This is a genomic window from Brevundimonas aurantiaca, assembly GCF_904830995.1.
Lineage (GTDB): Bacteria > Pseudomonadota > Alphaproteobacteria > Caulobacterales > Caulobacteraceae > Brevundimonas > Brevundimonas aurantiaca.
In genome coordinates this window covers 1847958-1874141 of sequence record NZ_CAJGVD010000001.1, presented here as the reverse complement: position 1 = coordinate 1874141, position 26184 = coordinate 1847958, and the positions used below count along the sequence as shown (strand labels likewise).

The window sequence follows — 26184 nt, the reverse complement described above, 5'->3', positions numbered from 1 at the left end:
GGGCGCTGGGGGTCAGGGACGGCGGGCGATGAGATCGATCAGGGCGGACCGGCCGCTGTGGCCGGCGCCTTCGGAGACGTCGCTGTCGTGGCTTTTCAGATGCAGGATGTCGAAGTCGGCGAAGGCGTCGCGGAGCAGCGCCTCGGTGTAGAGGTTCTCGACCTGCCCCGGACCGCCGGTGCCATAGGCGATCTGTTCCGGCCGATAGCCCTGCAACAGGACCAGGCCGCCAGGCTTCACGGCCGCCTTCATACGCTCGAAAAGTCGGTCGCGCTGGGGAGGCGGGGCGAACTGAATGAAGACGGCGACCACGACGTCGAACGCACCCTGCGGCCAGCCCCAGGTCTCGAAGTCCGCCACCTGGGCGTCCAGTGTGACGCCACGTCGCTCGGCCAGGGCGAGGGCCTTCTCGACCGCGCGCGGGGCGATATCCGTGGTGGTGACGGCCAGGCCCTGTTCGGCGAGCCACACGCCGTTTCGGCCCTCGCCGTCGGCGACCGCCAGAGCGGTCATGCCGGGCTGGAGCCGCGCGATCTGAGCGGCCAGGAAGGCGTTGGGCGTCTCGCCGAACAGATAGTCCTGGCGGTCATAGCGGCTGTTCCAGAAGTCGCGGGCGGCGACGGAGTCCATAAGGTGTTCCTTCAGATGATGAGGACGCTGACGGGCAGATCGGTCTCGCCAGGCGTATGGTCGGCGAACCAGGATTCAAGCGCGCCCACAGTGTCGATGTCGAGCGTCCGGCGGTCTCGCCCGTAATGTTCGGGCACCCCTTGGGCGGTGACGAAGGCCACCAGATAGTCCGCCTCCGGCTCGACAGGGCGGTCTCCGACCAGCAGGCGGTCGAGGCGCAGCCCCTTGGGATTCTCAAGCTTCACGAAGGCCGTGAGACCCCGGCAACGTTTGATGTAGCCGCCCATCTGCTCATACGGGTCGGCGGCGAAGGTGCGCTCCAGATTTTCTTCCAGCATCGCTTGCAACTCGGCCCCGGTCAGCGTCGTGCGTGAGATCGGCGGATTCATCGGCGCCATATTGTAGAGGTCGCCCAGAGTGACCGGACCCGGCGCGACGGGCGCGCCGTAGCGCCAGCCGTTGGAGAAGGCGATGTCCACGCCCGCCGCCTGCGCCGCCGCCGCCAGCAGGACGTCGTCCATCGGCGCGCTGGCCATGGCGTAGCGGTGAAGGGGGATGGCGGTGCGGCCGACGATGCGCGCCAGACGCTCGCGCTCGGGCGCCAGGGCCATCTCCACCAAGCCGGCGACTTGATCGTCTTCGGGGCCAGCGTCCACGGCTATGAGCCGATGGCGCCGCAGGCACACGCGGCCCTCTGCAATCTCCAGATCCAGCCGGCCGATATAGGCGCCGTGGCAGCCGGACTGGATGATCAGGGTGTCGCCGACGCGGGCCGGTTCGTGCAGGCGGTTATGGGTATGACCGCTCAGGATCACGTCGATGCCCGGCGTTTCGGCGGCCAGCTTCAGATCCTGCGGAAAGCCCAGGTGCGACAGCAGGACGACCAGATCGACCTTTTCCTCGCGGAGCTGGTGCAGCTGCTCGCGGGCTTCGGCCACACCCATTTCAAACCGCACGCCTTCAGAGAAGGCGGGGGGCATCGTCTTGTCGATGATGGGGCAGGCCAGGCCGATCACGCCGATCCTCAGACCGCCGCGCTCGAACACCCACCGCCCGTCGAACTCCGGCGCGCCGTCATCCTTGCGGAAGACATTGGCGGCCAGGACGGGATAATCCAGTCCCGCCGCCAACGCCTTGAACCCCGCCGGGCCATAGGCGAACTCCCAGTGCGCCGTCATGGCGTCGATCTTCAGGGCGTTCATGATCGGAACCAGCGCCTCGCCCCGGCTGGCGACGGCGACCCGCGTGCCATGGAAGGTGTCGCCGTTGTCCAGGGTCAGGCATGCACCTTCGGCGCGCGCCTCTTCGAAGAGGCGCGCGATGCGGGCGACCCCGCCCAGCCGTTCGAACCGCCAGCCGCCTTCGGTGCGCACCAGTTCGGGATGCGGCTCGAGATAGCCGTGGAGGTCGTTCAGCTGGAGCAGGGTCAGGGTGGTCATGGTCGGCTTCAGCGCAGCGGTTGTCCGGAGCGGATACGACCGATCACCGCTTCGAGTTGCGCCTGGGGCATGCCGCCGGGGATCAGATTGCCGTTGATGATAAAGGCGGGCGTGCCCTGCAGGGCCAGGGCCGCCGCTTCTCGACCATTTCGGTCCAGCACCGCGTCGATGTCTGCGCGGTGTTCGGCCAGGTCCTGATTCAGGCGCGCCATGTCCACGCCGGCCGACTGGACCAGACGGGTGATGTCCGCCTGGTCGCCGATGCGCGACGGCGACAGCATGAAGGCGTTATGGACGGCCTCGTACTTGCCCTGATAGGCGGCGGCGAGGGCGGTCCGGGCGGCGGTCTCCGAGACGTCGCCGAAGATCGGCCAATCCTTGTACAGGACGCGCACCTTGGTGTCCGCCTTCAGCAGGCCGTCGATCTCAGGCTGCATCTTCTTGCAGTAGGGGCAGTTGTAATCGACGAAGCCGATGATGGTCACATCGGCGTTCTCGGCGCCGATGAAGGGCGCTGCGGGATCGCGCAGCAGGTCATTGAAGCCGACCTGGGCGATGGGCGGCATGTCTTGTCCGGAGGCGGCGGAAGGGCTGGCGGGCGCCGCGCCGTTGTCGGCGTCGGCCGGGCCGCAGGCGGCGAGCGCCAGGACGGCGGCGAAGGCAGGGGCGAAGGTGCGGTTCATGGAAGCTCCGTGAGGCGAGGGGGTCAGTGCAGACGCGCGATTTCGGTCGCGATCTGTTCGGGGGCGATTTCCCCCATGTGGGCCTTGGCCAGACGGCCGTCGGCGTGGAGGAACAGGGTCACCGGAATGCCGGCCGTACCGTAGTGGCGGGGCAGCGCCATGGCCTCGTCGAACAGCACATGGTCGAGGGCCAGCCCCTGGCTCTGCAGAAAGGCCCGAACGCCGGCTTCGCCCTCGCCCTGGTTGACGAAGAGGAAGCGCACATTCGGATGGGCTTTTTCGGCCTGGGCCAAAGCCGGCATCTCGCGCCGGCAGGGCGGGCACCAGGTGGCCCAGAGATTGATCACCGTAGGCCGATCGATCGGCGCCGAAAGGTCGATCGCCGGTGCGTCCATCGCGGCCAGCGTCAGGGCGGGCGGCGCCATGGGCTGCGTCGCCGAGGCCAACTGATGGGCGGTGGTCCAAACCAAGGCGCTGGCCAGCACAGGCGCAATGGCCCAGGCGCGTTCGCGCGTCGTGCGCAGCAGCAGAATGGTGGCCAGGATCACGACCGGCGCGACCCAGATCCAACTGAATCCGCCCTGCCAGACCGCGAGCGCCCGCCACGGGTCAGCCCCGAAATACTCCCAGTGCGTCGCCACGTGACCGAGGCGGGCGACCGCCAGACCGCCGAAGACTAGGACCGTGCTCCACAGGTTGAAGCGCGGGCTGACCCGGCTGGCCAACAGCCCGACGCCGATCATGAAGACGAACACGCCGGCGATGATGGCGAACCGCTCGCCCGACAGGACGAGCGGGCCCAGGGTGATGGCGTTCATGCGGCGGCTCCGGCGCTCTGCAGGGCGGAGGCGACGTCTTGGGCCGACATCTCTCCGATCAGTCGGCTGCCCGGCGCTTCGGTCGCCGAGGGCGACAGGAAGATCATCGTCGGCGGTCCGATCACTCCGTGCCGCTCAAGAAGCGCGCGCGCCTCGGGCGTGCTGCGCGTGACGTCGACCTTGATGAGGTCGGTGTTCGAAAGGCCGGCGATGACCGCGGGGTCCTCGAACACCGTCCGCTCGATCACCTTGCAGCTGACGCACCAGTCGGCGGTGAAATAGACCAGGGCGGGACGTTCGCGCGCGGCGGCATCGGCGACGGCGCGGTCGAGCGCCGTCTGATCCAGCACGACCGCTGCGGTTTCGACCGGCGCGGCGGCTGAGATTCCAGCGGGCCGCGCCAGGGGCTCAAGCGGACGCCACGGGTCGTCCGCCCCGAGACTGAGGCCGACCAGCAGCAACAGGCCCCAGGTCGCGGCCGCCAGGCCAGCGACACGTGCGACGCCGTTTCTCAGATTCGGGCTCAGCGGCTGGAACAGGCCGAGAGCCGCCGCCAGACCGAGCGCCAGCGCCGCGCCGAAAGCCAGCGTCGCGCTCGGCGGCAGGATGCGGCCGGCCAGCCACCAGGCCATGCCCAGGAAGATGAAGCCGAACAGCATCTTCACCCGGTCCATCCACGGCCCAGCCTTGGGCAGGAAGCGCGCGCCGACCGTGCCGAACACGATCAAGGGCACCCCCTTGCCCAGGCCCAGGAAGAACAGGGCCGCCGCGCCCAGCCCAACGTCGCCGGTCTGTGCGATATAGAGCAGGGCGCCCGCCAAGGGCGCGGTGACGCAAGGGCCCACGATGAGGGCGGAGACGAAGCCCAGACCTGCGGCTGAGGGCAGGGACCGCCGTCCGTCACCGCTGTCGCGGGACAGGCGGCTGGTCCAGGCCGAGGGCAGTTGCAACTCGAAGCCGCCGAACATGGACGCGGCGAGAACGACGAAGACGACAACCAGAGCGCCGATCGCCCAAACCGACTGGAGCGCCATCTGCAGGTTCTGTCCGGACCAGGCGGCCGCGACGCCCAGCAGGGCGAAGGCGACGGAAAGGCCCAGCACATAGGCGACCGAGAGCATCAGGCCTCGGCGCGTACCGCGCCCGTCCACGCCGCGTCCGATGACGCCGGCCAGGATCGGGTACATGGGAAAGACGCAGGGCGTGAAGGCCAGAAGCACGCCGAAACCGAAGAAGGCGAGCAGGACCCAGGTGGCCCCGCCCTGCAGCGCCAAGCGATCGACGAAGCCCGGGCTGGGGTCCGGGATGACCGCCGGCGATGGCGCGACCGGCGGAGGCGCCAACGCGCCCTCATCACTCGCGAGTGCGGGTGTGGGTGCAGCGCCCGGCGCCTGGATCGCCAGCAGAGCGGCGGCCTGAGCGGTCTGCGCATCGGCCTCCCGAGCGGCAACCTCGGACTGCGGCCGGGTCGGCACGTCCACTGTCCGCGTCATCGGCGGGTAGCAGATCGAGTCCTCGAGGCACCCCTGGTAGGTGATGTTGACCGACGTCGGGCCGCCAACCTGCGTCAGGGTCTGCGCCGATAGGGTCGCGCGACCCTCGTCATGCCAGACGTCGACGACGCCAAAGCCCGGATCGTCCTTGGTTTCGCCGGTCGCAAGCTCCAGAGGCAGCGATGCTTTCCCGCCCGGCGTGCTGGCGACGGTGTGGTCACGATAGAGATAATGGCCGGGCGCAATGTCCCAGGCGAAGGCCAGGTCGCCGTCAGCCTCACGCGTCACCGTCAGGGAGAAGGCCTTGTCAGGCGATAGCGGAGCCTGACCCAATGCCGAACCCGGAAGGGTGAAGGACAGGATCGCGAGAGCGGCGGGCAACAGTCGGCGGAAAAACCTCATGGCCATCTCGTCGGCAAACGAGCTTAAGTCAGGCTTAAGCCGCAACTTCCACCTCACGCCGCATGAGACTGCTCGCCATAGAAGATGATCCCGTTCTCGCCGACGGCCTCCAGGTCGGGCTCAGCGCCTGCGGCTGGACGGTCGAAGTCGTCGGGCGGGTCGAGGACGCCCTCGCGGCGCTGGAAAGCTCGGCGTTCGATGCGGTCGTGCTGGATTTGGGTCTTCCTGATGGCGACGGCCTTTCGGTGCTGCGTTTCGTTCGCGAGCGCGACATGGATGTCGGCGTGGTGGTCTTGTCGGCGCGCGATGACAGTCGGGACCGCATTGTGGGTCTGGACGCCGGCGCGGACGACTATGTCGGCAAGCCTTTCGATCTCGACGAACTGGCGGCGCGACTGCGCGCGGTGCGGCGTCGCCTGCTTGGGCGCTCGGCGCCCGCCTTGCGCCACGGCGGGGTGACCCTTGATCCCCAGTCGCGTCTGGCTTGGCGTGAAGAGGGGGACCTGCCCCTTTCGAGACGTGAGTTCGCCATCCTGGAGGCCCTGATGGAACGGCCTGCACAGGTCCTCTCGCGCAGTCAGCTAGAAGAACGCCTGTACGGTTGGCAGGAGGAGATCGGCTCTAACGCGGTGGAAGTGCACATCCACTATCTCCGGGCCAAGTTGGGAGCCGGCTTCATCCGCACCGTCCGCGGCGTAGGATACACCCTGCAATGAGCTCGATCCGCCTGCGTCTGTTCGCCACCCTCGCGCTCGTGACCGCCCTCGTCTGGGGCGGCGCGGTCGTCTGGGTCGAGATCCAGACCCGGGCCGAGGTGCAACGGGTGCTGGACCGGCGCCTGATGGAGTCGGCCCGCATGGTCTCGTCCCTGATGCAGGCCGGCAGCGTGCGCCCGGCGATGCAGGCTCCGGAAAGCGGGGCCGCCGATGTCTACGACCGTCAGCTCTCCTGCCAGATCTGGTCGCTGGAAGGCGATCTGATTGGTCGGTCCCAAAGCGCGCCTGCGGAGCGGTTGTCGGAAGGGGGCGACGGTTTTTCAGAACGCACGATCCGGGGCGAGCGCTGGCGCGTCTACACGGTGCATGATCGTGATGCCGGTTTCAGGGTCATGGTCGGGGACAATCTGGCCGTTCGCGAGCACCTGGTCGGCAATGTCGTCACCGCTTTGATCGGTCCGGCGGTCCTTGGTCTGCTGGTGCTTGGCGTATTGATCTGGTGGTCGGTAGGGCGGGGGCTGACCCCTATTCGACAAATGACCCGCAGCCTTGCGGTACGGGATGCGGAAGATCTGACGGCGTTGGACGTATCGCCGGACGCCCGCGAACTCCGTCCCTTCGCCCTGGCGCTGAACGACTTGATGTCACGCCTTGGCGCAGCGCGACGTCGCGAGGCCGAGTTCACGGCCGCTGCCGCGCACGAATTGCGTACGCCTCTGGCAGGCCTGCGCGTCCAGGCGCAGATTGCGGCGTCGTCTTCGGATACGGCCGTTCGAAGACGCGCGCTGGAGCAGATCCAGACCTCTGTCGATCGCACTGCCCGCCTCGTCACAGGTCTTCTCGTCTTGGCGCGCGAGGACGAGATGCCGGTTAGCGACGAAGATCGCCGCTGGGTGACGCTTCGGTCGCTGTTTGCAGGAGCGGAAGGCGATGATCGGGTGTCGATCGTTGAAGGTGACGCGCTGCTTAACGTGGATCCAGATCGCTTCGAGGCAGCGGCTGCCAATCTCCTCGCCAACGCGCAGGCGCATGCGGCATCCTCAGTCGTGATCAGTTACGACCCGACTTCCGGGCGTTTAATCGTCGAGGACGACGGCCCGGGCGTGGCCTTCTCGGATCTGCATCGGCTGGGTAGGCGCTTCTTCCGTGCGGCCAATGCACCTTCCGGAGGGAGCGGTCTGGGCCTCTCTATCGTCCTCGCCACAGTGAAGGCCCATGGGGGACAGGTGCAGTTCTTGCGCTCACCAGGAGGCGGTCTCCGTGTCGAGGTGATAGTTGCTATTGAGGCTTCGGGGTCGATGCATAAGCCTAGCACGCTGACCGACTAACAACGATCTCGGCACGCCGAAAGGGTGAGCTCGGGGCCGATCGCGGATCGGAGGCGGACATTAGATGTTCTCACCTCCAGCGTCTGCTGATGCAAACGGCTGCTGGTCGCACAGCGAGGATAGCCCGCACGCACCCCACTGCTGGCTCACTAAGTTGGGCTAGGGCTTTCGGCGGCTCAGCGGCCGCTGGTCGGGAGATTTCCGACCGGGTTTCTGCTATGGGATTTCAGGAAGTGGGTATTGATCCAGATTGCTGGCTCTTCCCCTCTTCTGGTGACCATATGGTGACCAATCGTCGCTGAGATTTCCTAAGTTCTTAGAAAAATCAGCTTTATCAATAGGATAGAACGAGAGTTCGCGGCATCGAATATCCTGTACTGGGACATCGAGCTGGAGCCCTGAATCCCGTCGAGGCGCGGCGTCAGGCGAACCGACTCGGACGCCGGCGGTCTAGGCCGGCGGGCTCGGCGCAGGTCTTCCATGACACGGCATGGACCTTGTCGCGGCCCAGGACGGCGGCCATCGGTTCTGAGCCGAACAGGTCGGCTATGGCCGGATCACAGACGTCCAGCCCGCCGGTGAAGGCGCCGAAGGCCGGCAGGATCAGGCGCGATCCGTCGGTGATGAAACAGGGGCGGCGAACGCCGCGACCATAGGCGACCACGCGCGCGGCGGGATGCAGGTGGCCGGCGACCTCGCCCTGGCGGTCGTCCGTCCCGGTGCGGGGCTCCGGCTCGTGGGTCAGGCGAAGCCCGCCCAGCCGCATCTCTGCCAGGACCACGCCGGGCAAACCGAGCGCGGAGGCGGTCAGGGCTTCACGGTCGTGATTGCCCTCCAGCCAGATCCAGTCGCGCCCCGCCGCCAGTCGATCCAGGCGGAGGCGGTCTTCCACCGCCATGCGCGGCACGGCCTTTCGGTCATGGAAGCTGTCGCCCAGCAGGATGATCCGGACCGGGGCCAGTTCGGCGATCTCCGCCTCCAGCCGGTCCAGGGTGGCGCGGCTGTCGTAGGGCGGCAGCATCTGGCCGCGCGCGGCGAAGGCCGAGCCCTTCTCAAGGTGCAGGTCCGCCGCGACCAGGGTGCGATGGGCGGGAAGCCACAAAGCCCCGGAACAGCGCAGCACGCAGGTCTCGCCCGCGATCTGGACCCGCAAGGACCCGCAGGGCTTGCGCGTGGGGGACAGGGTCTGGCGCAGGGCGGCGTTCATGCGGGCGCCTCGTCCATGACTTCGGCGATCAGCTGTTCGGCGCTTTCGTCCAGGATCATTTCGGCGGCGTCCCCGCCGACCCGCTCTCGCCCGATCTGGACCAGGACGGGCACGCAGAAGGGCGAGGGGCGGGTCAGGGGCTGATGACGGATGCGACCCTCGATCCGCGTCAGCATCTGGCCCAGCCGCGCCACGTCCAACAGGCCGGAAGCGGCGTCGGCGCGGGCGGTCTTCAGCAGCAGATGGTCGGGCTGATGGCGGCGGAGCACGTCGTAGATCAGGTCGGTGGAGAAGGTCACCTGCCGGCCGGTCTTCTCGGCGCCCGGCTGGCGGCGCTCGATCAAGCCCGAGATCAGGGCGCAATTGCGGAAGGACCGCTTCATCATGAAGCTCTCCTCCAGCCAGGCCTCCAGATCGTCGCCCAGCATGTCCGGTTGGAACAGGGCGTCCAGGTCGATCCGGTCCATCGGCTTGATGGACCAGACGGCCAGGGAATAGTCGGTGACCACAAAGCCCAGCGGCCCGACGCCCAGCCGGTCCAGCCGCCGGGTCAGCAGCATGCACAGGGTGGTGTGGGCCAGATTGCCCTCGAACGGATAGGCGACCAGGAAATGCCGGCTGCCGCGCGGAAAGGTCTCCACCAGCATGGATTCGGCGTCGGGGATCGCGGAGCGCTCGGCCTGGAGTTCCAGCCATTCCTGAACGTCGGGCGGCAGGACGCGCCAGTGGTCCGGGTCCTGGACCATGGTCCGCACCCGGTCGGCTAAGGATGTCGACAGCGGGAATTTGGACCCGCCCCAGGACGGAATCTTGGGCTCCTTGTCGTTGGCGTGGGTGACCAGGGCGTCGGTCCCGACGATGCCCTGAAACGCCCAGACCTGGCCGGCGAACAGAAAGGTGTCCCCGGGCGTCAGCTGTTCGAAATACCATTCCTCGGCCTCGCCCACCTTGCGGCCGGGGACCAGCTGACGCGAGGCCCCGCCGCGCCGGCCCGCCACGCGCACGTTCAGGGTTCCGGCCGAGACAATGGCGCCGACATTCATCCGGTGGCGCTGGGCGATGTGCTGATTGCGGACTTTCCAGCGGCCGTCGGGCGTCCTGACGATGCGGGCGAACCGGTCGTAGGTGCGCAGCGCATAGCCGCCGGTCGCGACGAAATCGACCACCTCCTCGAACTGCGCCCAGGTCAGGTCGCGATAGGGGCCGCAGCCGGTGATCTCGTCGTACAGGGCCGTCATGTCGAAGGCTTCGGAACAGGCCACCCCCATGACGTGCTGGGCCAGCGCATCCAGGGTGCCGATATGGATCGGCTCCCAGTCGAAGGCGTTGTCGGCCACCGCCTCGCGCGCCGCCTGGCATTCCAGCATTTCGAAACGGCTGGCGGGGACCAAGAGGGCGCGCGATGGTTCGTCCAGCCGGTGGTTGGCGCGGCCGATCCGTTGGACCAGACGGCTGGACCCCTTGGGCGCCGCCATCTGGATGACCAGATCGACGTCGCCCCAGTCGATGCCGAGATCCAGCGTCGAGGTGCAGACCACGGCCCGCAGGTCGCCCCGCGCCATGGCCGCCTCGACCTTGCGTCTTTGTTCGGCGGCCAGGGAGCCGTGGTGCAGGCCGATGGGCAGGTTATCGTCATTGATCGCCCAGAGTTGCTGGAAGACGAACTCCGACTGCCAGCGGGTGTTGACGAAGATCAGGGCCAGGTTGGCGCGCTGAATGGCGGCGTAGACCTCGGGGATGGCGTGTCGGCCGGTGTGGCCCGCCCAGGGGACATGGCCTTCGGAAATCAGCACGTCGATGACGGCCGGGGCGCCGGGGTCGCCCTTGACCAGGCGCACCAAATCTCCCCGCGATGGGGGGAGGGGACCAGGCGAAGCCTGGTGAGGGGGGCTTGCTTCGGACTCGGCGTCAAGGTCGGCCCCCTCCACCGCTTCGCGGTCCCCCTCCCCCGATGGGGGAGGATTGAAGCGCGGCGCCAGCCACCTTCGGATCAGATCGGGGTCTTCGATGGTCGCGCTCAGACCCACCCGGCGCATGCCGGGTGCGAAGCTCTGCAACCGTCCCAGCCCCAGCGACAGCAGATCGCCGCGCTTGCCGCTCCAGATGGCGTGGACCTCGTCCAGCACGACGCATCTCAGATCGGCGAAATAGGACCGCGCGCCTTCCCAGGCGCAGAACAGGGCCAACTGTTCCGGCGTGGTCAGCAGGATGTCGGGCGGGAAGTCGCGCTGACGCTGGCGTTTCGACTGTTTGGTGTCGCCGGTGCGGGTCTCGACATGGATGTTCAGCCCGATCTCGCGGATCGGCGTCATCAGATTGCGTTCGACGTCGGTGGTCAGGGCCTTCAGCGGCGACAGATAGAGGGTGTGGACGCCCGAGCCTGGTCCTGTCTGCGGCTTGGGTCCGCGTTCCGCCAGCTCGACCAGACTGGGCAGAAACCCCGCCAAGGTCTTGCCGCCGCCGGTCGGCGCGACCAGCAGGGCGTGCGCCCCCGCCTGGCCCGCCGCGACCATCTCCAGCTGATGCCGCCGGGGCGACCAGCCGCGCGACGCGAACCAGTCGGCGAACAGGGGCGGAAGCGTCGTCATCCGCTCCACGGCGACAGCAGACGGCAGCCGCTGTGTTCGAAATGGCGGACATTTCGGGTGACGAGGGTCAGATCATGGACTAGGGCGGTCGCCGCGATCAGTTCGTCGATCACGCCGGGCGTCAGACCCTGCCTCCGATGTGCGTCGCTGACGGCGCCCCATCGCCGCGCGACGTCGACATCGACGGGCAGGATCCGCTTTCGATAAACCGACAGGATCAAATCCCGCCGCTTCGAAAGCTCGGCCCGCTTGGGACTTTCAGGCAGGTTCAGAATGCCGCGATCCATCTCGCCCAGTAGAAGAACGCTTAGGAAAATTCCCTCTTGCCGGTCCGCAGTTTCGGCCTGCTGGTCGTGCCACGCCATGAAGCCGGGGTCGGGGCGAGGCTTGCCCAGTTCGCTGATGGCGTTGGTGTCGAGCAGAAACCTCAAAAATCAGCCTCGCGCGCCGGCCGGGGGTCGCGGGTAAGATCGACGTCGGACCAGTCCATGCCGCGGAGAATCTCCAGCATGGTCGGTTTGCGCTTCTGCATTTCCTGGAACCGATTCAGGGGGATCACGACCAAAGGATCGTGGCCTTCGACCTCCAGCTTTTGAGGGCCGTCAGCCTCGACACGAGCGGCGAGCGCTTCCAGCCACGCATCGGGATCAATCGGCTTGTTCACGGCGATCTCCTCGTTTGGACGACATATAGAGGCAGAAGGCCGGCGAAACCAGATGTTCCCGTTCCGTTTCGCTGGTCAGCTCGCTATGCTGCGGCCGTGTCCGACGAATCCGTCATCGCCGAATCCCGCCTGAGCGGCGCCGAGCCCTGGCTGGACCTGCCGCCGGCGCTCGCCACCCCGCCCGATCTTCCGCGCCCCCTGGTCGTCGCACACCGCCCCCGCGCCGGGCGGGGGGCGGCCGAGGGGTTCTTCACCGGCGGGCCGGGCGGGGNGGGCGGGTTGGGCCTGGGGCGAGCGGGTGGTTGAGGCCCTGGAGGCGGGCGGGGTGCGGGCGCGCCAGCATCGCGGATCGGGCCTGGACGTCTGGAGCCGGCTGACGGAATGGGAGGACGAGGCGCCGCGCGGCGAGGCGGGCTCGGCCCCCGTCGACAGCGAGAGCGCGCGCATCCGGCTGGAGAAGCTGCTTCAGGCCTCGGGCCTGGACGAGACGCGGCCGACCCAGTCCGACTACGCCGCCGAGGCCGCCTTCGCCTTTTCGCCGAGGAATGAGGAGGGGCGGCCGCGGGTGCTGCTGGCCGAGGCGGGGACGGGGACAGGCAAGACCCTGGGCTATCTGGCGCCGGCCTCGCTCTGGGCCGAGCGGAACCAGGGGGCGGCCTGGATCTCGACCTATACGCGGGCCCTGCAACGCCAGATCGACCGGGAAAGCCATGCTCTGTGGCCCGATCCGGAGGAGCGCCGCCGAAAGACGGTGATCCGCAAGGGGCGCGAGAACTATCTGTGCGTCCTCAATCTTCAGGACATGGTCCAGGCGGCCCAGTTGGGGAGCGGCGACCTGATCGGCCTGGGCCTGGCCGGACGCTGGGCCCTGCACACGCGCGACGGGGACATGACCGGCGGCGACTTCCCCGGCTGGCTGTCGGGCCTGTTCGCCGTCCCGCCCGCCCATGCGGCCGGCGCGGCCAATCTGGTCGACCGGCGGGGCGAGTGCGTCCACGCCGCCTGCCCCCACTACCGCACCTGTTTCGTCGAAAAGACCATACGCGCCAGCCGTCGCGCCGACCTGGTCATCGCCAACCACGCCCTGGTCCTGACCCAGGCGGCCTTCGACGGGGCGCGCTCGGCTCGGGGGCAGCAGCAGGACGGAGAGACGGCGGCGCTGAAGCGGATCGTCTTCGACGAGGGCCACCATCTGTTCGACGCCGCCGACAGCGCCTTTTCCGCCTGTCTGTCGGGCCAGGAGGCCGCCGAGCTGCGCCGCTGGATTCGCGGACCCGAGGGGCGGGGGCGGCGCGGACGCGGTCTGGAACAGAGGCTGGGCGATCTGGTCGGGGACAATGAGGCGGCGCTGAAGGCGCTTCAGGACGCGATCCGCGCGGCCGCCGCCCTGCCCGGCGAGGGGGTGTCCGGCCGGGTGGCCCCGGCCTCGGGCGAGGTCAATCCGATCGGGCCGATCGAGGCCTTTTTAGCCGCCGCCCTGGATCAGCTGCGCGCCCGCACGGCCGAAACCCCTTATGGCGGGGCCGAGTTCGGCATGGAGTGCGCGCTCAAGCCCGTGACCGATCCCGTGGCGGAAACGGCGCGGGCGGCGGCCCAGGCCCTGGCGGCGGTCGAGGCCCCGCTTCTGGCCCTGGCCCGGCATCTGGAGGACGTCCTCGACGACGAGGCGGCCGAGCTGGACGGGTCGCAGCGGTCGCGGATCGAGGGGGCCTTGCGCGGCCTGGACCGACGCGCGCGGATGACCCTGCCGGGGTGGCGGTCGATGCTGGCGGCGCTGGAGGACGGTGGGAGCGAGCCCGATCCCGACTTCGTCGACTGGCTGTCGGCCGAGACCGCTTTCGGCCGCATCCACGACGTGGCCCTGCGCCGCCACTGGATTGATCCCACCGTCCCGCTGGAGGCGGCGGTGATCGCGCCCTCGCACGGGGTGCTGGTGACCTCGGCGACCCTGTCGGACCCCTTGCAGGACGATCCGTTCGACCTGGCGCGGCTCAGGACCGGCTCGGCCCGGCTGATCGAGCCGCCGCGCACCCTGAAGGTCGAGAGCCCGTTCGACTATGCGGCCAACAGCCGGGTCATCGTCGTCAACGACCTGGTCAAGGACGATCCGCGCCAGACGGCGGCGGCGATGCGTGAGCTGTTCCTGGCGGCCGGAGGCGGGGGCCTGGGCCTGTTCACCGCCATCCGTCGGCTGAAGGCGGTCTATGAGCGGCTGGGGCCGGACCTGGCCAAGGCCGGGGTGCCGCTTTACGCCCAGCACGTCGATCCGTTGGAGGTCGGCGCCCTGGTCGACATGTTCCGGGTCGAGGAGAACGCCTGCCTGCTGGGCACGGACGCGGTGCGGGACGGGGTGGACGTGCCGGGCCGGTCCCTGCGAGTCCTGGCCTTCGACCGGGCGCCCTGGCCGCGCCCGGACCTGCTGCACAAGGCGCGGCGCGAACGGCTGGGCGGCCAGTTCGGGCAGGGCAGGGGCTATGACGACGCCCTGGCCCGCGCCCGCATCGCCCAGGCCTTCGGGCGGCTGATCCGGCGCGGCGACGACAAGGGGGTCTTCCTGATGCTGGACGCCGCCACCCCGACCCGGCTGTTCGCCAGCCTGCCGCCTGGGATAGAGGTGCAGCGCATGGGTCTGGCCGACGCCGTCGCCCTGACCCGTGACTTTCTTCAGACGACGCCCCAGACCGAGACCGATTGAGATGTCGAAGACCACGCCCGCCACCGTCGCCCTCGCCAAGGCGGGCGTCGCGTTCGAACTGTTTCCCTATTCCTATGATCCCGATGCGCCGCGCGTGGGGCTTCAGGCGGCTGAAGCCCTGGGGCGGCCGCCGGAAGAAGTTTTCAAGACCCTGATGACCCTGGCGGACGGGGCGCCTGCCTGTGTCGTCATTCCCTCCGACGCCGAGGTCAGCATGAAGAAGCTGGCCGCCGCCCTCGGCGCCAAATCGGCCCAGATGATGAAGCCCGCCGACGCCGAACGGCTGACGGGCTACAAGGTCGGCGGGGTCAGTCCCTTCGGTCAGCGCAAGGCCGTTCCGACCCTGTTCGACGAGACGGCGGCGCTGTTCGACCAGATCCTGATCAACGGCGGCCAGAGGGGGCTGCTGCTGGGTCTGGCGCCGGATGAGGCGGTGCGGGCGGCGGCCGCGCGGCTGGTCGATCTGACGGCCTGACGCCTTATGCGGGCGGGGCCGGTTGGGGTATAGCGGCCTTGAACCGGAGTTTGCATGACCGAGCCCTCGACCCCGCGACACAGCCGCGCCGGCCTTTACGGCCCCTTCATCCTGGTGCTGATCGCCCTGGCCGCCTGGACGGGCTGGTGGTTCTATCTGACCCGTCGGATCGACGCGGGGCTGGAGGCCCAGGCGGCGAGCCTGCGCCAGCAGGGGTGGGAGGTCCGCTACGCCGACAAGCGGATCGTCGGCTGGCCGTTCCGCGCCCATGTGCGCCTGACCCACGTCACCGTGGCCGCGCCTTCGGGCCTGGCCCTGGCGGCGCCGGAGCTGGAGGCCGAGGCCAACGCCTATCAGCCGACCAAATGGGTGGTCGCGGCGCCGGAGGGGCTGGTCCTGACCCGCGCCGGCAAGGGCAAGGTGGCGGTCCACGGCGATGCGATCCGCATGAGCGCCGGCGGCATTGATCAGCGCTGGCCCAATCTGGCGCTGGAGCTGGTCAATCCGATCTTCACGGCCCTGCCCCAGGGCGAGCCCTTCCCCATCGCCCGGGCGGCGCGGATCGAATTCTACACGCGGCCGCATCTGGAAGGCTCGACCGTCGCGACCGACGACATCGACGTCATGTTCCGACTGGTCGACGGCCAGGGACGGCGCGACGGGCCGGTCGAGGGCTTCGCCCAGGACGGACAGCTGACGACCCAGCTGGAGGCCACGATCGGTCAGGCCAGTCTGTTGAAGGGGGGCGACGCCGCAGGGGTCTTTTCCGCCTGGACCAAGGGCGGCGGGACCTTTCGCAATCTGCGCGGGGATCTTCAGGCCGGCGAAAGCCGCGCCACCCTGAGCAGCGACGTCCTGAAGGCCGACGCCGACGGGCGGCTGACCGGCCAGGTGACGCTCCAGTCGCAAAGGCCGCTGCCGGCGCTTTCGGGCCTGGTGGCAAGCCGCAGCCGGCCCGGCGAACGTCTGGGCGCGGTCGGGGCCGCCGCAGCGGCGGGCGCCGCCCAGGCGGCCGGGGGCGAAGAGGTTCCGCTGACCCTGGTCTTCCGCGACGGCCGGACCTGGCTGGGGCCCTTCGCCCTGGCCCCTGCGCCCAAGCTGTTCTGATGGCGTTCCTGAACGAACCCCCGGCCGATGCGGCCCTGGACGCCCTGGACCGGGCGGTGGTCGAGGCGGTGCGAGCGCGCCTGGCCGCCGGCCCTCGCACGCGCCTGGACGCCTCGGCCCTGAGTCTGCGCGCGCTTCTGGCTGGGGCGCAGCCTGTCGATGCGAAGGTGCTGAAGGCCCTGTGGGGGCGGATCGAGGCCGCCGTCGGGCCGGCCCTGATCACCAGCGGCGGCCTGGCCCAGGCGCTGGCGGCTGACCGGTACGGCCTGGGCGGGAGGCCTCTGCCGGCCGAGGAGGCGCTGAAGGCCGCCGAGGAGGGGGCGCGGGCTCTGATCGACCTGTCGTCCGATCGTCCCTGGTGGGGTCGGCTCCTGGCCCGGCCGGAGCTGAAGATCGCGGGGGCCCTGCCGGACGACGCCCGCGCCCGTCCCCAAGCCTTTCTGGTGACGCGCGAGGGGTCCGGGCCGACCGGAGAGGATCGGACCTTCTGGGTCACCGACAGCGGCTGGTCCGAGACGAAGATCGTCGAAGCCATGGGCGAGGCCGGGCTGGTCGCCGATCCTTTGGCTGCGGCAGGCGGCTTGAAGCTGTTCGCCCTGGCAGGCTATGTGCAGGCCGAGGACGGGCGGCTGACGAACGCCCCCGGCCGCCTGACCGGCGTCATCGGCGCCGCCCCCATCTTCTGAGATCAAGGTTTTCCATGACCGACGCGCCCCAGGGCCCCCAGCCCAAGCCCGGCATCCTCGACATCGCCCCCTATGTCGGGGGCAAGTCGTCCATCGCCGGCGTCGCCGAACCGATGAAGCTGTCCTCAAACGAGAACATGCTGGGCGCCGGCGAAAAGGCGCGCGCGGCCTATGAGGCGGCGGTTCGCAACATCCACATCTATCCCGACGGGCGGGCGACCAAGCTGCGGACGGCCGTGGCCCAGACCCACGGGCTGGAGCCCGAGCGGCTGATCTTCGGCAACGGCTCGGACGAGGTCTTCGCCCTGCTGAACCAGACCTATCTGACTGCGGGCGACAACATCGTCTGCGGCCAGTACGGCTTTCTGGCCTATCGCATCAGCGCCAAGGCCTGCGAGGCCCAGGTCAAGCTGGCGCCCGAGCCGAACTACAAGGCCGAGGTGGACGCGCTTCTGGCCCAGGTCGATGAGCGGACCAAGATCGTCTATGTCTCCAATCCGTCGAACCCGACCGGCAGCTACAATTCCGGCGAAGAAATCCGCCGCCTGCACGCGGCCCTGCCGGCTCACGTCATTCTGGTGATCGACGAGGCCTATGCCGAATATGTGACCGAGCCGGACTGGGAGACGGCCTTCCCCCTGGCCCGCGACGCCGAGAACATCGTCGTCACCCGCACCTTCTCCAAGATCCACGGCCTGGGCGGTTTGCGGATCGGCTTCGGCTATGCGCCGCTGAAGGTGGCCGAGGCGATCGACCGCATCCGCCTGCCGTTCAACGTCTCGGTTCCGGGGCTGGAGGCGGCGACGGCGGCCCTGGGCGACGAGGCGCACCAGCAGGCGTCGCGCGAGCTGATCGCCACGTGGAAGCCGCGCCTGACCCAGGCCCTGCGCGGCTTCGGTCTGGAAGTCCTGCCCAGCGCGGGCAACTTCGTCCTGGTGCTGTTCGAGACGGCCGAACGGGCGGCGGCGGCCAGCGATTATCTGAACGGCAAGGGGATCATCGTGCGGCCGGTCGGCGGCTACGGCCTGCCGCAGGGCCTGCGGATCACCATCGGCACCGAAGACCAGAACCGCGCCGTCATCGACGCGCTCAGCGAGTTCGCGGCGACCTGATCGGTCGCCGCATTCCGCTTCAGCCGCCGAAGCGACGGGCGAAGAAGACGCCCGTGCGGATCGTGTCGTCTTCCTCAGACAGGGGGCTGTCGGCCACGTCGCCCAGCCGGCGCTCATAGTTGATCAGGGCGCCGGCGCCCCATTTGTCGTTCAGCGGGACCAGCAGGAACAGGCTGGCGCCCGCCCCTTGCAGGCCGCTGCCCGGCGAATAGGGGGCGATGCCGTTGCGGGCGGCCTCTTCGGCGCTGACGCCGTAATAGGCGTCGGCCAGTTTGGCGTCGCCGCCGCGCGCATAGACCGAGACGTTCATCAGGCCGATCGGCGTCACCCGCTGATGGCCGACCGAGGCGTAGTATTCAGTCCCTTCGCTGACGTCGGTCACATCGCGGCTGACCCGGCCGCCGACGACGATATTGCCCGGCAGGCGCTGGAAGGCGTAGGCGGCGACGTCGGCGCCGAAGTCGGGCCGATCCAGGTCCAGGCCCTCGATGTCTTCCGGCGAAAAGCGGGGGCGCAATTGCAGCCCGGCGCGGAAGCTGTCGGTCTTGACCGCATTCCAGCCCAGGCCGTCGATGGCGTTCAGATAGACGACGTCGCGATAGTTGGCCGAGACCCAGGGCACGACCCGCGTCTCAGAGCCCGTGTCGCCCCCGCTGTCCTTGCTGTAGAGGGCGCCGACGCCCAGATCGACGGTCCAGCCGTCGGCTGCGGGGCGGATCTGCTCATAGGGCTGGGACTGGGCCAGGGCGGCGCCCCCGGTCAGGGCGGCGGCGGTGAAGGCGGCGGCGGTCAGGGCCAGGCGGCGCAGGGACATGGGGGAGCTTCCTCGTACGGGATCGGTCACCCCATACGTTCGAGCGCGGCCTTTGGCTCCAACAGGGCGGCGGAAGCCGTCTCGATGCGACTTTCCAGCAACGCCATCATCTGTCCGCGTTTCAGTCCGGCGGGGATGGGCTCCAGGAACTCGAACACCACCGTCCCCGGATAGCGGCGGAAGCCGTGGGCGGGCCAGTGGACGCCCGAGTTGGTGGCGACGGGCCAGCAGGGCCCCTCCAGATCGCGATAGATGGCCGCGACGCCGGGCTTGTAATCGCCGGGGACGCCGGGTGCGTTGCGCGTGCCTTCGGGGAAGATGACGATCTGGCGGCCCTCGGCCAGGCGGTCTTTGGCCTGGCGCGTCATGTCCTTCAACGCCTTGGCGTGACCGGCGCGATCCACGGCGATCATCTTGGACCGCCAGGCGAACCAGCCGAAGAAGGGCAGGGGCATCAGCTCCTTCTTCATGACGAAACAGGCGTCGGGCAGGACCGCCAGCAGGGCGACGATGTCCAGCATCCCCTGGTGTTTGGAGGCGATCAGGGCGGCCCCGGTCGGGGCGTTCTCCAGCCCGCGCACCTCGACCCTGACTCCGGCGATCCAGCGCAGGCCGAACAGGGCGACCCGCGCCCACAGCTTGCACACGCCTTGAACATAGCGGTGCGGCGCCAGCAGCACGGGCGACAGGCCGATGGCGATGATCGGCATCGACAGATAGAGCCAGGCGGTGAAGAGCAGGGAACGCAGGGTGTTCACTTAGGCGGAGGCCTTTTCGGTCGGGGCGGAAGCCTCGGGCTCTGAGGCTGGGGCTGGGGCTGGGTTTGGGGCGGGGGCGTCTCGGCTGAGCCGTCGCACGGCCTCGCCCCAGGGCGGCGAGGTATTTCATATATTCCAGGGTCATCCGGCGGGCCGTGACCGTGGCCCGCCACCAGTGCCGATTGTCCAGCGACGGCGTGGAGACGGCGTAGGGGGTCAGTTCCAAGCCCGGCGCCTGGCCGCGGATTTCCACCAGGGAGCGGGGCATGTGATAGTCGGAGGTGACGACGATCAGATGATCATAGCCCTTGGACCTCGCCCAGGCGGCGATCTCCTGGGCGTTGCCCACCGTATCCTCGGCCTCGAAGCCCAGATCGACGCAGCAGTTGAACAGGCGGCTCGAGCCGGGGGTCAGTTCACGCAGTTCGCGACGGCGGACCTCGCGGTTCACGCCCGAGATCAGCACCCGTTCGCCCTTGCCCTGCTCCAGCAGGCGGATGGCGGCGTTGACCCGTTCGGACGAAGGGCCGGTCAGGGCCACGATGGCGTCGGCGGGGGCGGGTTCGTCGGCGGGGGTCAGTTCGCGCACCCGATGGGCGAAGGCGAACAGGCCGACCAGCCAGATCAGGGCGACGATGCCGATGACGACGAGCAGTCTCATGCCTTCCCCCTGCCTGAGCCCAGCACCTGCATGGCGGCGAATCTGGCCGCGACAAGCGCCACCGTAGCCGCCAGCAGCGGACATGGCGAGAGCAACAGCAGATCCCCCCAGGTCACGGGCAGGGCCTGGGTCAGGCCGCCCGATCCGCCCAGGAACCGCACAAAGGCCAGAAGCAGGGCCGCCAGCACGGCGCCGACGGCGCCGGCGCCGGCCGCGATCAGGGCGAACCGCCGCTGGAACAGCCAGGCGATGCGCCCGTCGGTCGCCCCGTTCAGGCTCAGGGTCTCGATCACGCCTCGGCCGGCGGCCAGGCCGGCGCGGGTGGCGTAGGCGATGGCGGCGGCGGCGGCGAAGGCGATCGCCAGGAAGGCCGCGCCCGCCAGGACCGTGATCAGGGCGGCCGACCGTTCGACCTCGCCTCGCCACAGACTGTGGTCGTCCACCGTGGCGTCCAGACCGGCCTCGGCCAGGGCGCGGCTCAGGGTCACGGCGCTGGCCGGGGCGTCGGGGTCCAGCCGGACCGTCACCAGATGCGGCAGGGGCAGGTCGGGCAGGACGGCGTCGCCCAGCCAGGGCCGCAGCAGATCCTCGGCCGCCTTGCGGTCAAGGGCGGCGGCCTCTTCGACGCCGTTGACGCCCGCCAGGGTTTCGGCGGCGCGGGCGGCGGCGGTGTCGCCGCTTTCGCCGACGCGGGGCCGCACCTGGACGGTCGCCTCCGCCCCCAGTTGACGCGCCCAGCCATGGGCGGCCCGATCGGCGGCCGAGGCGGCGACGGCGGCCAGACAGGCCAGAAAACACAGGACGGCGATGACCGTCATCAGCCAGGGCTCGCCCGCAGCGGCGGGGGGCAGCAGGCCGGGTCGACGTCGGGGAAGGCTCCGGGCCAGGATCGACGGCGTCATGCGGCCATCCTGCCGGCTTCGCTCAACCGGCCCTGGTCCAGCTTCAGCACCCTGGCCCCCGACCGTTCGGCCAGGGCCTGGTCATGGCTGGCGATCAGGACGGTGGCCCCCAGGCGGTTCAGCGACTGAAACAGGCGCAGCAGCTTGTCGGCCATGACGGCGTCCACGCTGCCGGTCGGTTCGTCCGCCACGATCAGGCCGGGACGGGTGATGACGGCGCGGGCGATGGCCAGCCTCTGTTTCTCGCCCCCGGACAGGGCGGGCGGACGGGCGTCCATCCGGCGGCCCAGCCCGACCCATTTCAGCATCTCTTCGACATCGGCGGCGTAGTCGGCCTCGCGCCCGCCCGCGAGCCGCAGCGGAAGGGCCGCATTGTCGAAGGCGGACAGATGGTCCAGCAGGCGGAAATCCTGAAACACCACCCCCATGCGGCGTCGAAAAGCGGGAATGTCGCGCCGGTCGATGTGTGAAACGTCGGTCCCGAACAGGCGCAGGCTTCCCTTGGTCGGCCGGTCGGCCAGGGTCAGAAGCCGCAGCAGCGACGACTTTCCGGCGCCGGACGGTCCGGTAAGGAAGTGGAAAGAGCCTCGCGTCAGAATGAGGTTAACGTCTCGCAGCACGTCGGGCGCGTCCGCATAGCCGAAACCCACGCCCGACAGGCGGGCGGTCTCGGCGACGGGGGCGGAATCGGCGGCGCTGGGGGGGGACGGCATAGGGTTTGTTTTCAGGGACAGGGCGTGGACCGCGCCTTACGGGAGGGGGCGACAGCCTCGCAGTCAGCCACATGATACTGACCTGCCCCGCCTGCGCCACCAGCTATTTCATTCCCGACGACGTCTTGGGGGCGAACGGCCGCAAGGTCCGCTGCAAATCTTGCGGCGAGGTGTGGCGGGCGAGCCCCGATGAACCGCTGGAGCTGAGCGTCGCGCCCGAACCGCGCGTCATCTCTACGCCCGAGCCGGAAGCCGTCTCTGAGCCCGCCAGCCTGGCCGAAACCCCGGCGCCGGAACTGCCCAAGGCCTTCCGCGCCCGCGCCGAACAGCAGCGACGCCTGCGTCGGGCCGCCACCCACGGCGTGGTCTGGGCCGGTCTGGCCAGCGTCTTCGTGGGCCTGATCGTCTCGGCCTTCCTGTTCCGGATCGAGGTGGTCGACGCCTTTCCCCGCGCCGCGGCCGCCTATGCCGCAGTCGGCGCCCCGGTGAACCCCGTCGGCCTCGACTTCGAGGCCATGAGCGCCAAGGAGGTTCCTTCGCGGCCCGGCATGGTCCTGGTCTCCGGCGCCCTGCGCAACGTGCGTGACACCGAGATCGTGGCCCCGCCGGTGCGGGTGGCCCTGCTGGACGAACACGGCGCCGAGATCGGCTTCAAACTGGTGACCATCGACGCTGCGCCGGTCCTGCCCGGCAAGGTGCAGGGCTTCGCCGTCCTGATCCCCGACCCCGGCGGACACGCCGCCGACATCGGCGTCAACTTCGTCACCGTCGAGGCGCCGCCCGCCGCGCCGAACGGCCACGCACCGGCTCCCTACGGGTCGCCCGAAAGCCATGGAGACGAAGGCCATGGGGTCGAGGCCCACGGCGAGGCCCATGCGCCGCCCGCCGCCGCCCACGCTCCGGCCGATCATGCGCCGGCCGCCGCCTCCGAGGGCCATGCGCCCGCCGACGCCCATGCGGAACTGGCGCCGGCTTCCAACGGCCTGCGCTCGGCGGTGGCGCCGGGGATGGGCGAGCGTCAGCCTGCTCCGATCGAGGCCCGACCCCTCGCGACGGTGGACAGGGCTCATGGGGAGGCGGTATCCGCCTCTCATGGCTGATCCCTCCCCCACGCCGACCGTTCTCCTGGCCGAGGCCGACATCGCCCGTATCGTGGCGGACCTCGCCGCCCGCATCGCCCCCGTCACCGATGACGAGACGGTGGCGGCCGTGCTTCTGACCGGGGGGCTGTGGTTCGCCGCCGACCTGACCCGCGCCCTGTCCCGCATCGGCCGCAACCTTCGTTTCGACGCGCTTTGGCTCGCCTCCTATGGGGACGAGAAGACCAGCCGGGGCGCGATCGACGTCTATGCGCCGTTCCAGCGGCCGATCGCTGGGCGCAAGGTGCTGATCCTGGACGACGTCTTCGACACCGGCCTGTCCTTGGCCGAGGCGGCGCGGATCGCGCGCGAAGGCGGGGCGTCCGAAGTCCTGACCTGCGTCTTCGCCCGCAAGCCCTGGCCCGCCCCCCGCGCGCCCGAGCCGGACTTCGTCGGCTGGGAGGCTCCAAATCGGTTTCTGGTCGGCTACGGCCTGGACAACGCCGGCGGCCTGCGCGGCCTGCCGGACATCTGCGCGCTGGACTGACGATAAAAGCGGCCGGTTCGGCGTTGACTCTGAGACGCCCTTCCGTATATGTCGCCGCTCTTCGCCCCCGGGGGTCCTCCCGGAGGGCGTATTCTTTTTTGCGTTTGCGCTGAGGCTTCAACATGTACGCGGTGATCAAGACCGGCGGCAAGCAGTACCGGGTTCAACCGGGCGACACCATCGTCGTCGAAAAGCTCGACGGCGACGCCGGCGCTGAGCTGAAGTTCGACAGCGTCCTGATGCTGGGCGGCGACAACGGCGTGACCGTGGGCGCGCCCCTGGTCGACGGCGCCTTCGTCGGCGCAACCCTGATCGAGACCCGCAAGGGTGAGAAGATCAAGATCTTCAAGAAAATCCGTCGCCAGGGCTATCGCCGCACCAACGGCCATCGCCAGATGGAATCGGTCCTGCGCATCACCGGCATCGAAGGCGCCGGCCAGTCCGCCAAGTGGGACGGCAAGGTCGAGCTGATCACCAAGGCCGAGATCAATCTGCGGGCCCGCGGTCTCGCGACCCGCGGCGCGACCTCGTCGCTGGGTTCGACCGAGACGGTCGTGACCGAAGCCGACGGCGCCGACGTCAAGGCCGCCGTGGTCGAGAGCTCGGCTCCCGCCAAGAAGGCCCCGGCCAAGAAGAAGGCCGCGCCCAAGGCTGAAGCCGCCGGCGACGAAGCCTAAGACATTCACCGGCGCCCTGGCGCCAGACCAGTTAAGAGAGACGTCCTCAAGTAGGCCGACAGGCCGGTAGGACGCTCAGGAAAGACGGAGCGGCAAGATGGCTCACAAGAAATCCGGCGGTTCGTCGCGCAACGGTCGCGACTCTGAGTCGAAGCGCCTCGGCGTGAAGAAGTTCGGCGGCGAGCGCGTGCTGGCCGGCAACATCATCGTGCGTCAGCGCGGCACCACCTTCCACCCGGGTGAGAACATCGGCATGGGCCGCGACCATACCCTGTTCGCCCTGACAAACGGCGCGGTGAAGTTCACCACCAAACGCGGCGGCCGTTGTTACGTGTCGATCCTTGCGGCGAATGACGACGCCGCCCAGGCGCTCGCCGCCGAGTAACGCAGTCTGGAACATACCGGATCGCGTTGCTCACCGAAGCAGCCGATCCGGACCAGGGAACTATTCCGCGGGGAGTCTGGATCACCAGGCTCCCCGTTTGCGTTTCCCCGCCTCGAAGACCGCCCGAGCCCTCCAAGGAGGCGGTCCGAACGGAGGCGAACGCCATGTGCGTCATCGAAACCTCTCCCGTCGTGGAGACCCGGCGCCTGATCCTGCGCGCCCCTGCGCCGCAGGACGCGCCGCGCATCGCGGCCCTGGCCAATGATCTGGACATTGCGCGCATGACCAAGCGAATGCCGCACCCGTTCCGCATCGAGGATGCGGAAGACTTCGTCATTCAGGTCGCCTCCCAGGACCCGGCGCGGGCCAACACCTTCGTCATCGAGCATGAGGCGGAAGGGCCGATCGGGGTGATCGGCCTGTTCGAAGGCGAGGACCGGGTGCCCGAGACCGGCTATTGGATCGGCAGAGACTATTGGGGGCGCGGATTTGCGACCGAAGCGCTGGACGGCGCCCTTGTCTGGGCCGGACGGCGGTGGAAGCGGCGCGCCCTGGTCGCCGGCCATTTCGCCGACAATCCGGCGTCGGGCCGGGTGCTGGAGAAGGCGGGCTTTCTCTATACGGGAGAGACCCGCCGCGCCTGGAGCCGCGCGCGGGGCGCCGAGGCGGACACGCGGATGATGGTCTGGCTGGCCTGAGCCGCGCCTCTCGATCAGCCTGCCAGGCCGGGGCCGTAGACCACGGCCGCTCCGACCAGGCCGGCCAGCAGCATGGCGGTCGCCCCGGCGATGAAGGCGGCCGCCGTTCGGGCGCGGCGACGGCGCGCGCCGCCCGCCCGATACTGGCGAACCAGGATCATCGGACCCCGGGTGAAGGCTTCGGACCCGATGATATTATGCTGGGACATCAAGACCCTCCCCTGATCTTCGGCGACAGGCGGGGATAAGTCGGGGCCGGTCGCGGCCAGAAGATGGCGATCCCCGTTACCGGAATCGCAACTTCGTGAGCTTCATCCGTATGAAGACGGTTGGGCGGCTCAGCCGCAGAAGACCAGTCGCCCGTCGTAGGTGCGGTAGTAGCCGCCGACCGGGTCATAGGAGCGATAGGAGGCGCGGCACCAGGCGACGCGATAGGGATCGCGCGCCGCGCCGTAGCCGTAACCCCGTCCATAGTCCTGGCCGTAGCCGACGCCGCCGCCGGGATAGATCAGGTCAGGGCGACCGTAGGCGCCGGGATAGACGCCGGGGCGGCCATGGCCGTAATCCGGCGCCCAGCGGCGATCGCTCCAGGCCCGATCGCGGACCGGCCGCTGGTCGCGCCAGGCGGCGCCGCAGTCGCTGCGGCCGGCGTCCCAATAGCGGTCGCAGCGATAGTCGCCCGGCCGATCCGCCTGGCCGTTGAAGTCGTAGCGGCGGTGGGCGTCGCGGCGCCAAGCCCGGTCCTCATGACCATAGCCGTACTCATAGGTCCGGTAGGAGCCGTAGCTGGAATAGGTCTGAGCCTGGGCCTGGGTCGGGGCGGCGACCGAAAGGCCGCCCGACAACAGGAGGAGGGCGGCGAGGATCGGGGCGGGTCTCATGTCAGTCTCCCTGAACGGGGCCCGGC

At 69.3% G+C, this 26184-nt stretch carries 26 protein-coding genes and 2 pseudogenes; 12 read left to right on the top strand and 16 right to left on the bottom strand.

All coding sequences use genetic code 11. The annotated features are described in order from the left end of the window. Window positions 1-12: 12 nt before the first annotated feature. Genes JMT67_RS09320 through dsbD form a run of 5 tightly spaced genes read right to left on the bottom strand, consistent with a single transcriptional unit; the run spans window position 13 to window position 5465 of the window. Window positions 13-630, bottom strand: coding sequence for an SAM-dependent methyltransferase (locus JMT67_RS09320; RefSeq protein WP_035308670.1), 618 nt, complete (start codon window positions 628-630; stop codon window positions 13-15). An 11-nt stretch (window positions 631-641) separates the two neighbouring features. Then, on the bottom strand, window positions 642-2069 hold the full coding sequence (locus tag JMT67_RS09315) for a bifunctional metallophosphatase/5'-nucleotidase (protein WP_201463308.1): 1428 nt from the start codon (window positions 2067-2069) through the stop codon (window positions 642-644). A gap of 8 nt (window positions 2070-2077) precedes the next feature. Further along, window positions 2078-2752, bottom strand: a complete 675-nt coding sequence (locus tag JMT67_RS09310) for a DsbA family protein (protein WP_035308672.1) — start codon at window positions 2750-2752, stop codon at window positions 2078-2080. 23 nt (window positions 2753-2775) lie between these two features. Continuing rightward, window positions 2776-3570, bottom strand: a complete 795-nt coding sequence (locus JMT67_RS09305) for a TlpA disulfide reductase family protein (protein ID WP_035308673.1) — start codon at window positions 3568-3570, stop codon at window positions 2776-2778. After that, a complete protein-coding gene (dsbD, locus tag JMT67_RS09300; protein ID WP_224764426.1) occupies window positions 3567-5465 on the bottom strand; it encodes a protein-disulfide reductase DsbD in 1899 nt (632 codons plus the stop codon). Before dsbD ends, JMT67_RS09305 begins: the two co-directional genes overlap by 4 nt. A gap of 62 nt (window positions 5466-5527) precedes the next feature. Here dsbD and JMT67_RS09295 point away from each other — a divergent pair, with 62 nt between their 5' ends. Both JMT67_RS09295 and JMT67_RS09290 read left to right on the top strand, forming a co-directional pair. Continuing rightward, entirely contained in the window at window positions 5528-6181 is a 654-nt protein-coding gene (locus tag JMT67_RS09295) for a response regulator (RefSeq protein WP_035308676.1), read from the top strand. Then, the gene (locus tag JMT67_RS09290; RefSeq protein ID WP_035308677.1) at window positions 6178-7509 is read left to right on the top strand and encodes an ATP-binding protein; all 1332 of its coding nucleotides are present in this window, start codon (window positions 6178-6180) and stop codon (window positions 7507-7509) included. The genes JMT67_RS09295 and JMT67_RS09290 overlap by 4 nt, the downstream gene beginning before the upstream one ends. Window positions 7510-7930: 421 nt before the next feature. Here the strand turns inward: JMT67_RS09290 and pdeM are convergent, their stop codons facing one another. From pdeM to JMT67_RS09270, 4 genes are read right to left on the bottom strand one after another with little or no spacing between them, the layout of a single operon-like run. After that, complete coding sequence (pdeM, locus tag JMT67_RS09285) at window positions 7931-8716, bottom strand: ligase-associated DNA damage response endonuclease PdeM (protein WP_201463307.1); 786 nt, start codon at window positions 8714-8716, stop codon at window positions 7931-7933. Further along, entirely contained in the window at window positions 8713-11304 is a 2592-nt protein-coding gene (locus JMT67_RS09280) for a ligase-associated DNA damage response DEXH box helicase (protein WP_201463306.1), read from the bottom strand. The genes pdeM and JMT67_RS09280 overlap by 4 nt, the downstream gene beginning before the upstream one ends. Next, on the bottom strand, window positions 11301-11735 hold the full coding sequence (locus JMT67_RS09275) for a type II toxin-antitoxin system VapC family toxin (RefSeq protein WP_201463305.1): 435 nt from the start codon (window positions 11733-11735) through the stop codon (window positions 11301-11303). The genes JMT67_RS09280 and JMT67_RS09275 overlap by 4 nt, the downstream gene beginning before the upstream one ends. Next, window positions 11732-11968 carry a hypothetical protein gene (locus JMT67_RS09270; RefSeq protein WP_054764169.1) on the bottom strand — a complete coding sequence of 79 codons (237 nt, stop codon included), beginning with the start codon at window positions 11966-11968 and terminating at the stop codon, window positions 11732-11734. Before JMT67_RS09270 ends, JMT67_RS09275 begins: the two co-directional genes overlap by 4 nt. Before the next feature lie 214 nt (window positions 11969-12182). Between JMT67_RS09270 and JMT67_RS09260 the strand changes: the two are divergent. From JMT67_RS09260 to hisC, 5 genes and pseudogenes are all read left to right on the top strand, one after another. Next, window positions 12183-14663: pseudogene (locus JMT67_RS09260) on the top strand (ATP-dependent DNA helicase); the annotation flags it as partial. A 1-nt stretch (window position 14664) separates the two neighbouring features. Next, window positions 14665-15138: a Cys-tRNA(Pro) deacylase gene (ybaK, locus tag JMT67_RS09255; protein WP_201463303.1), complete on the top strand. Its 474-nt coding sequence runs from the start codon at window positions 14665-14667 to the stop codon at window positions 15136-15138. 54 nt (window positions 15139-15192) lie between these two features. Continuing rightward, complete coding sequence (locus tag JMT67_RS09250; protein WP_201463302.1) at window positions 15193-16245, top strand: DUF2125 domain-containing protein; 1053 nt, start codon at window positions 15193-15195, stop codon at window positions 16243-16245. Beyond that, window positions 16245-16931 (top strand): hypothetical protein, encoded by a 687-nt coding sequence (locus JMT67_RS09245; RefSeq protein ID WP_201463301.1) that lies wholly within the window; start codon window positions 16245-16247, stop codon window positions 16929-16931. Before JMT67_RS09250 ends, JMT67_RS09245 begins: the two co-directional genes overlap by 1 nt. 14 nt (window positions 16932-16945) lie before the next feature. After that, window positions 16946-18043, top strand: a complete 1098-nt coding sequence (hisC, locus tag JMT67_RS09240; protein WP_201463300.1) for a histidinol-phosphate transaminase — start codon at window positions 16946-16948, stop codon at window positions 18041-18043. A 19-nt stretch (window positions 18044-18062) separates the two neighbouring features. Here the strand turns inward: hisC and JMT67_RS09235 are convergent, their stop codons facing one another. From JMT67_RS09235 to JMT67_RS09215, 5 genes and pseudogenes are all read right to left on the bottom strand, one after another. Continuing rightward, window positions 18063-18857 carry a MipA/OmpV family protein gene (locus tag JMT67_RS09235; RefSeq protein ID WP_201464024.1) on the bottom strand — a complete coding sequence of 265 codons (795 nt, stop codon included), beginning with the start codon at window positions 18855-18857 and terminating at the stop codon, window positions 18063-18065. A gap of 26 nt (window positions 18858-18883) precedes the next feature. Continuing rightward, on the bottom strand, window positions 18884-19615 hold the full coding sequence (locus tag JMT67_RS09230) for a lysophospholipid acyltransferase family protein (protein ID WP_183217865.1): 732 nt from the start codon (window positions 19613-19615) through the stop codon (window positions 18884-18886). A gap of 190 nt (window positions 19616-19805) precedes the next feature. Continuing rightward, window positions 19806-20276, bottom strand: a pseudogene (locus JMT67_RS09225) (YdcF family protein); the annotation flags it as partial. After that, entirely contained in the window at window positions 20273-21178 is a 906-nt protein-coding gene (locus JMT67_RS09220) for a cell division protein FtsX (RefSeq protein WP_054764160.1), read from the bottom strand. The gene JMT67_RS09220 and the pseudogene JMT67_RS09225, both read right to left, overlap by 4 nt. After that, a complete protein-coding gene (locus tag JMT67_RS09215; protein ID WP_201463299.1) occupies window positions 21175-21891 on the bottom strand; it encodes a cell division ATP-binding protein FtsE in 717 nt (238 codons plus the stop codon). The genes JMT67_RS09220 and JMT67_RS09215 overlap by 4 nt, the downstream gene beginning before the upstream one ends. Window positions 21892-21962: 71 nt before the next feature. Here JMT67_RS09215 and JMT67_RS09210 point away from each other — a divergent pair, with 71 nt between their 5' ends. The 5 genes from JMT67_RS09210 to JMT67_RS09190 all read left to right on the top strand — a co-directional run bounded on the left by JMT67_RS09210 (window position 21963) and on the right by JMT67_RS09190 (window position 25277). Continuing rightward, window positions 21963-22991 carry an MJ0042-type zinc finger domain-containing protein gene (locus tag JMT67_RS09210; RefSeq protein WP_201463298.1) on the top strand — a complete coding sequence of 343 codons (1029 nt, stop codon included), beginning with the start codon at window positions 21963-21965 and terminating at the stop codon, window positions 22989-22991. Next, window positions 22984-23517, top strand: coding sequence for a phosphoribosyltransferase (locus JMT67_RS09205; protein WP_054764157.1), 534 nt, complete (start codon window positions 22984-22986; stop codon window positions 23515-23517). The genes JMT67_RS09210 and JMT67_RS09205 overlap by 8 nt, the downstream gene beginning before the upstream one ends. Before the next feature lie 122 nt (window positions 23518-23639). Next, window positions 23640-24194, top strand: coding sequence for a 50S ribosomal protein L21 (rplU, locus tag JMT67_RS09200; protein ID WP_152949121.1), 555 nt, complete (start codon window positions 23640-23642; stop codon window positions 24192-24194). A gap of 97 nt (window positions 24195-24291) precedes the next feature. Continuing rightward, window positions 24292-24579, top strand: a complete 288-nt coding sequence (gene rpmA, locus JMT67_RS09195; RefSeq protein ID WP_054764155.1) for a 50S ribosomal protein L27 — start codon at window positions 24292-24294, stop codon at window positions 24577-24579. A gap of 164 nt (window positions 24580-24743) precedes the next feature. Then, entirely contained in the window at window positions 24744-25277 is a 534-nt protein-coding gene (locus tag JMT67_RS09190; RefSeq protein ID WP_054764154.1) for a GNAT family N-acetyltransferase, read from the top strand. A gap of 14 nt (window positions 25278-25291) precedes the next feature. Here JMT67_RS09190 and JMT67_RS09185 read toward each other — a convergent pair whose 3' ends face one another. Together JMT67_RS09185 and JMT67_RS09180 are read right to left on the bottom strand one after the other, a co-directional pair. Continuing rightward, window positions 25292-25486 carry a hypothetical protein gene (locus JMT67_RS09185; RefSeq protein ID WP_182714603.1) on the bottom strand — a complete coding sequence of 65 codons (195 nt, stop codon included), beginning with the start codon at window positions 25484-25486 and terminating at the stop codon, window positions 25292-25294. A gap of 129 nt (window positions 25487-25615) precedes the next feature. Then, window positions 25616-26158, bottom strand: a complete 543-nt coding sequence (locus JMT67_RS09180) for a BA14K family protein (protein ID WP_201463297.1) — start codon at window positions 26156-26158, stop codon at window positions 25616-25618. Window positions 26159-26184 lie beyond the last annotated feature (26 nt).

Excerpts from the sequence above, each read along its gene's own strand:
- JMT67_RS09320 (WP_035308670.1), bottom strand. The coding sequence starts at position 630 with ATGGACTCCGTCGCCGCCCGCGACTTCTGGAACAGCCGCTATGACCGC.
- JMT67_RS09315 (WP_201463308.1), bottom strand. The coding sequence starts at position 2,069 with ATGACCACCCTGACCCTGCTCCAGCTGAACGACCTCCACGGCTATCTC.
- JMT67_RS09310 (WP_035308672.1), bottom strand. The coding sequence starts at position 2,752 with ATGAACCGCACCTTCGCCCCTGCCTTCGCCGCCGTCCTGGCGCTCGCC.
- JMT67_RS09305 (WP_035308673.1), bottom strand. The coding sequence starts at position 3,570 with ATGAACGCCATCACCCTGGGCCCGCTCGTCCTGTCGGGCGAGCGGTTC.
- dsbD (WP_224764426.1), bottom strand. The coding sequence starts at position 5,465 with ATGAGGTTTTTCCGCCGACTGTTGCCCGCCGCTCTCGCGATCCTGTCC.
- JMT67_RS09295 (WP_035308676.1), top strand. The coding sequence starts at position 5,528 with ATGAGACTGCTCGCCATAGAAGATGATCCCGTTCTCGCCGACGGCCTC.
- JMT67_RS09290 (WP_035308677.1), top strand. The coding sequence starts at position 6,178 with ATGAGCTCGATCCGCCTGCGTCTGTTCGCCACCCTCGCGCTCGTGACC.
- pdeM (WP_201463307.1), bottom strand. The coding sequence starts at position 8,716 with ATGAACGCCGCCCTGCGCCAGACCCTGTCCCCCACGCGCAAGCCCTGC.
- JMT67_RS09280 (WP_201463306.1), bottom strand. The coding sequence starts at position 11,304 with ATGACGACGCTTCCGCCCCTGTTCGCCGACTGGTTCGCGTCGCGCGGC.
- ybaK (WP_201463303.1), top strand. The coding sequence starts at position 14,665 with ATGTCGAAGACCACGCCCGCCACCGTCGCCCTCGCCAAGGCGGGCGTC.
- JMT67_RS09250 (WP_201463302.1), top strand. The coding sequence starts at position 15,193 with ATGACCGAGCCCTCGACCCCGCGACACAGCCGCGCCGGCCTTTACGGC.
- JMT67_RS09245 (WP_201463301.1), top strand. The coding sequence starts at position 16,245 with ATGGCGTTCCTGAACGAACCCCCGGCCGATGCGGCCCTGGACGCCCTG.
- hisC (WP_201463300.1), top strand. The coding sequence starts at position 16,946 with ATGACCGACGCGCCCCAGGGCCCCCAGCCCAAGCCCGGCATCCTCGAC.
- JMT67_RS09235 (WP_201464024.1), bottom strand. The coding sequence starts at position 18,857 with ATGTCCCTGCGCCGCCTGGCCCTGACCGCCGCCGCCTTCACCGCCGCC.
- JMT67_RS09220 (WP_054764160.1), bottom strand. The coding sequence starts at position 21,178 with ATGACGCCGTCGATCCTGGCCCGGAGCCTTCCCCGACGTCGACCCGGC.
- JMT67_RS09215 (WP_201463299.1), bottom strand. The coding sequence starts at position 21,891 with ATGCCGTCCCCCCCCAGCGCCGCCGATTCCGCCCCCGTCGCCGAGACC.
- JMT67_RS09210 (WP_201463298.1), top strand. The coding sequence starts at position 21,963 with ATGATACTGACCTGCCCCGCCTGCGCCACCAGCTATTTCATTCCCGAC.
- JMT67_RS09205 (WP_054764157.1), top strand. The coding sequence starts at position 22,984 with ATGGCTGATCCCTCCCCCACGCCGACCGTTCTCCTGGCCGAGGCCGAC.
- rplU (WP_152949121.1), top strand. The coding sequence starts at position 23,640 with ATGTACGCGGTGATCAAGACCGGCGGCAAGCAGTACCGGGTTCAACCG.
- rpmA (WP_054764155.1), top strand. The coding sequence starts at position 24,292 with ATGGCTCACAAGAAATCCGGCGGTTCGTCGCGCAACGGTCGCGACTCT.
- JMT67_RS09190 (WP_054764154.1), top strand. The coding sequence starts at position 24,744 with ATGTGCGTCATCGAAACCTCTCCCGTCGTGGAGACCCGGCGCCTGATC.
- JMT67_RS09185 (WP_182714603.1), bottom strand. The coding sequence starts at position 25,486 with ATGTCCCAGCATAATATCATCGGGTCCGAAGCCTTCACCCGGGGTCCG.
- JMT67_RS09180 (WP_201463297.1), bottom strand. The coding sequence starts at position 26,158 with ATGAGACCCGCCCCGATCCTCGCCGCCCTCCTCCTGTTGTCGGGCGGC.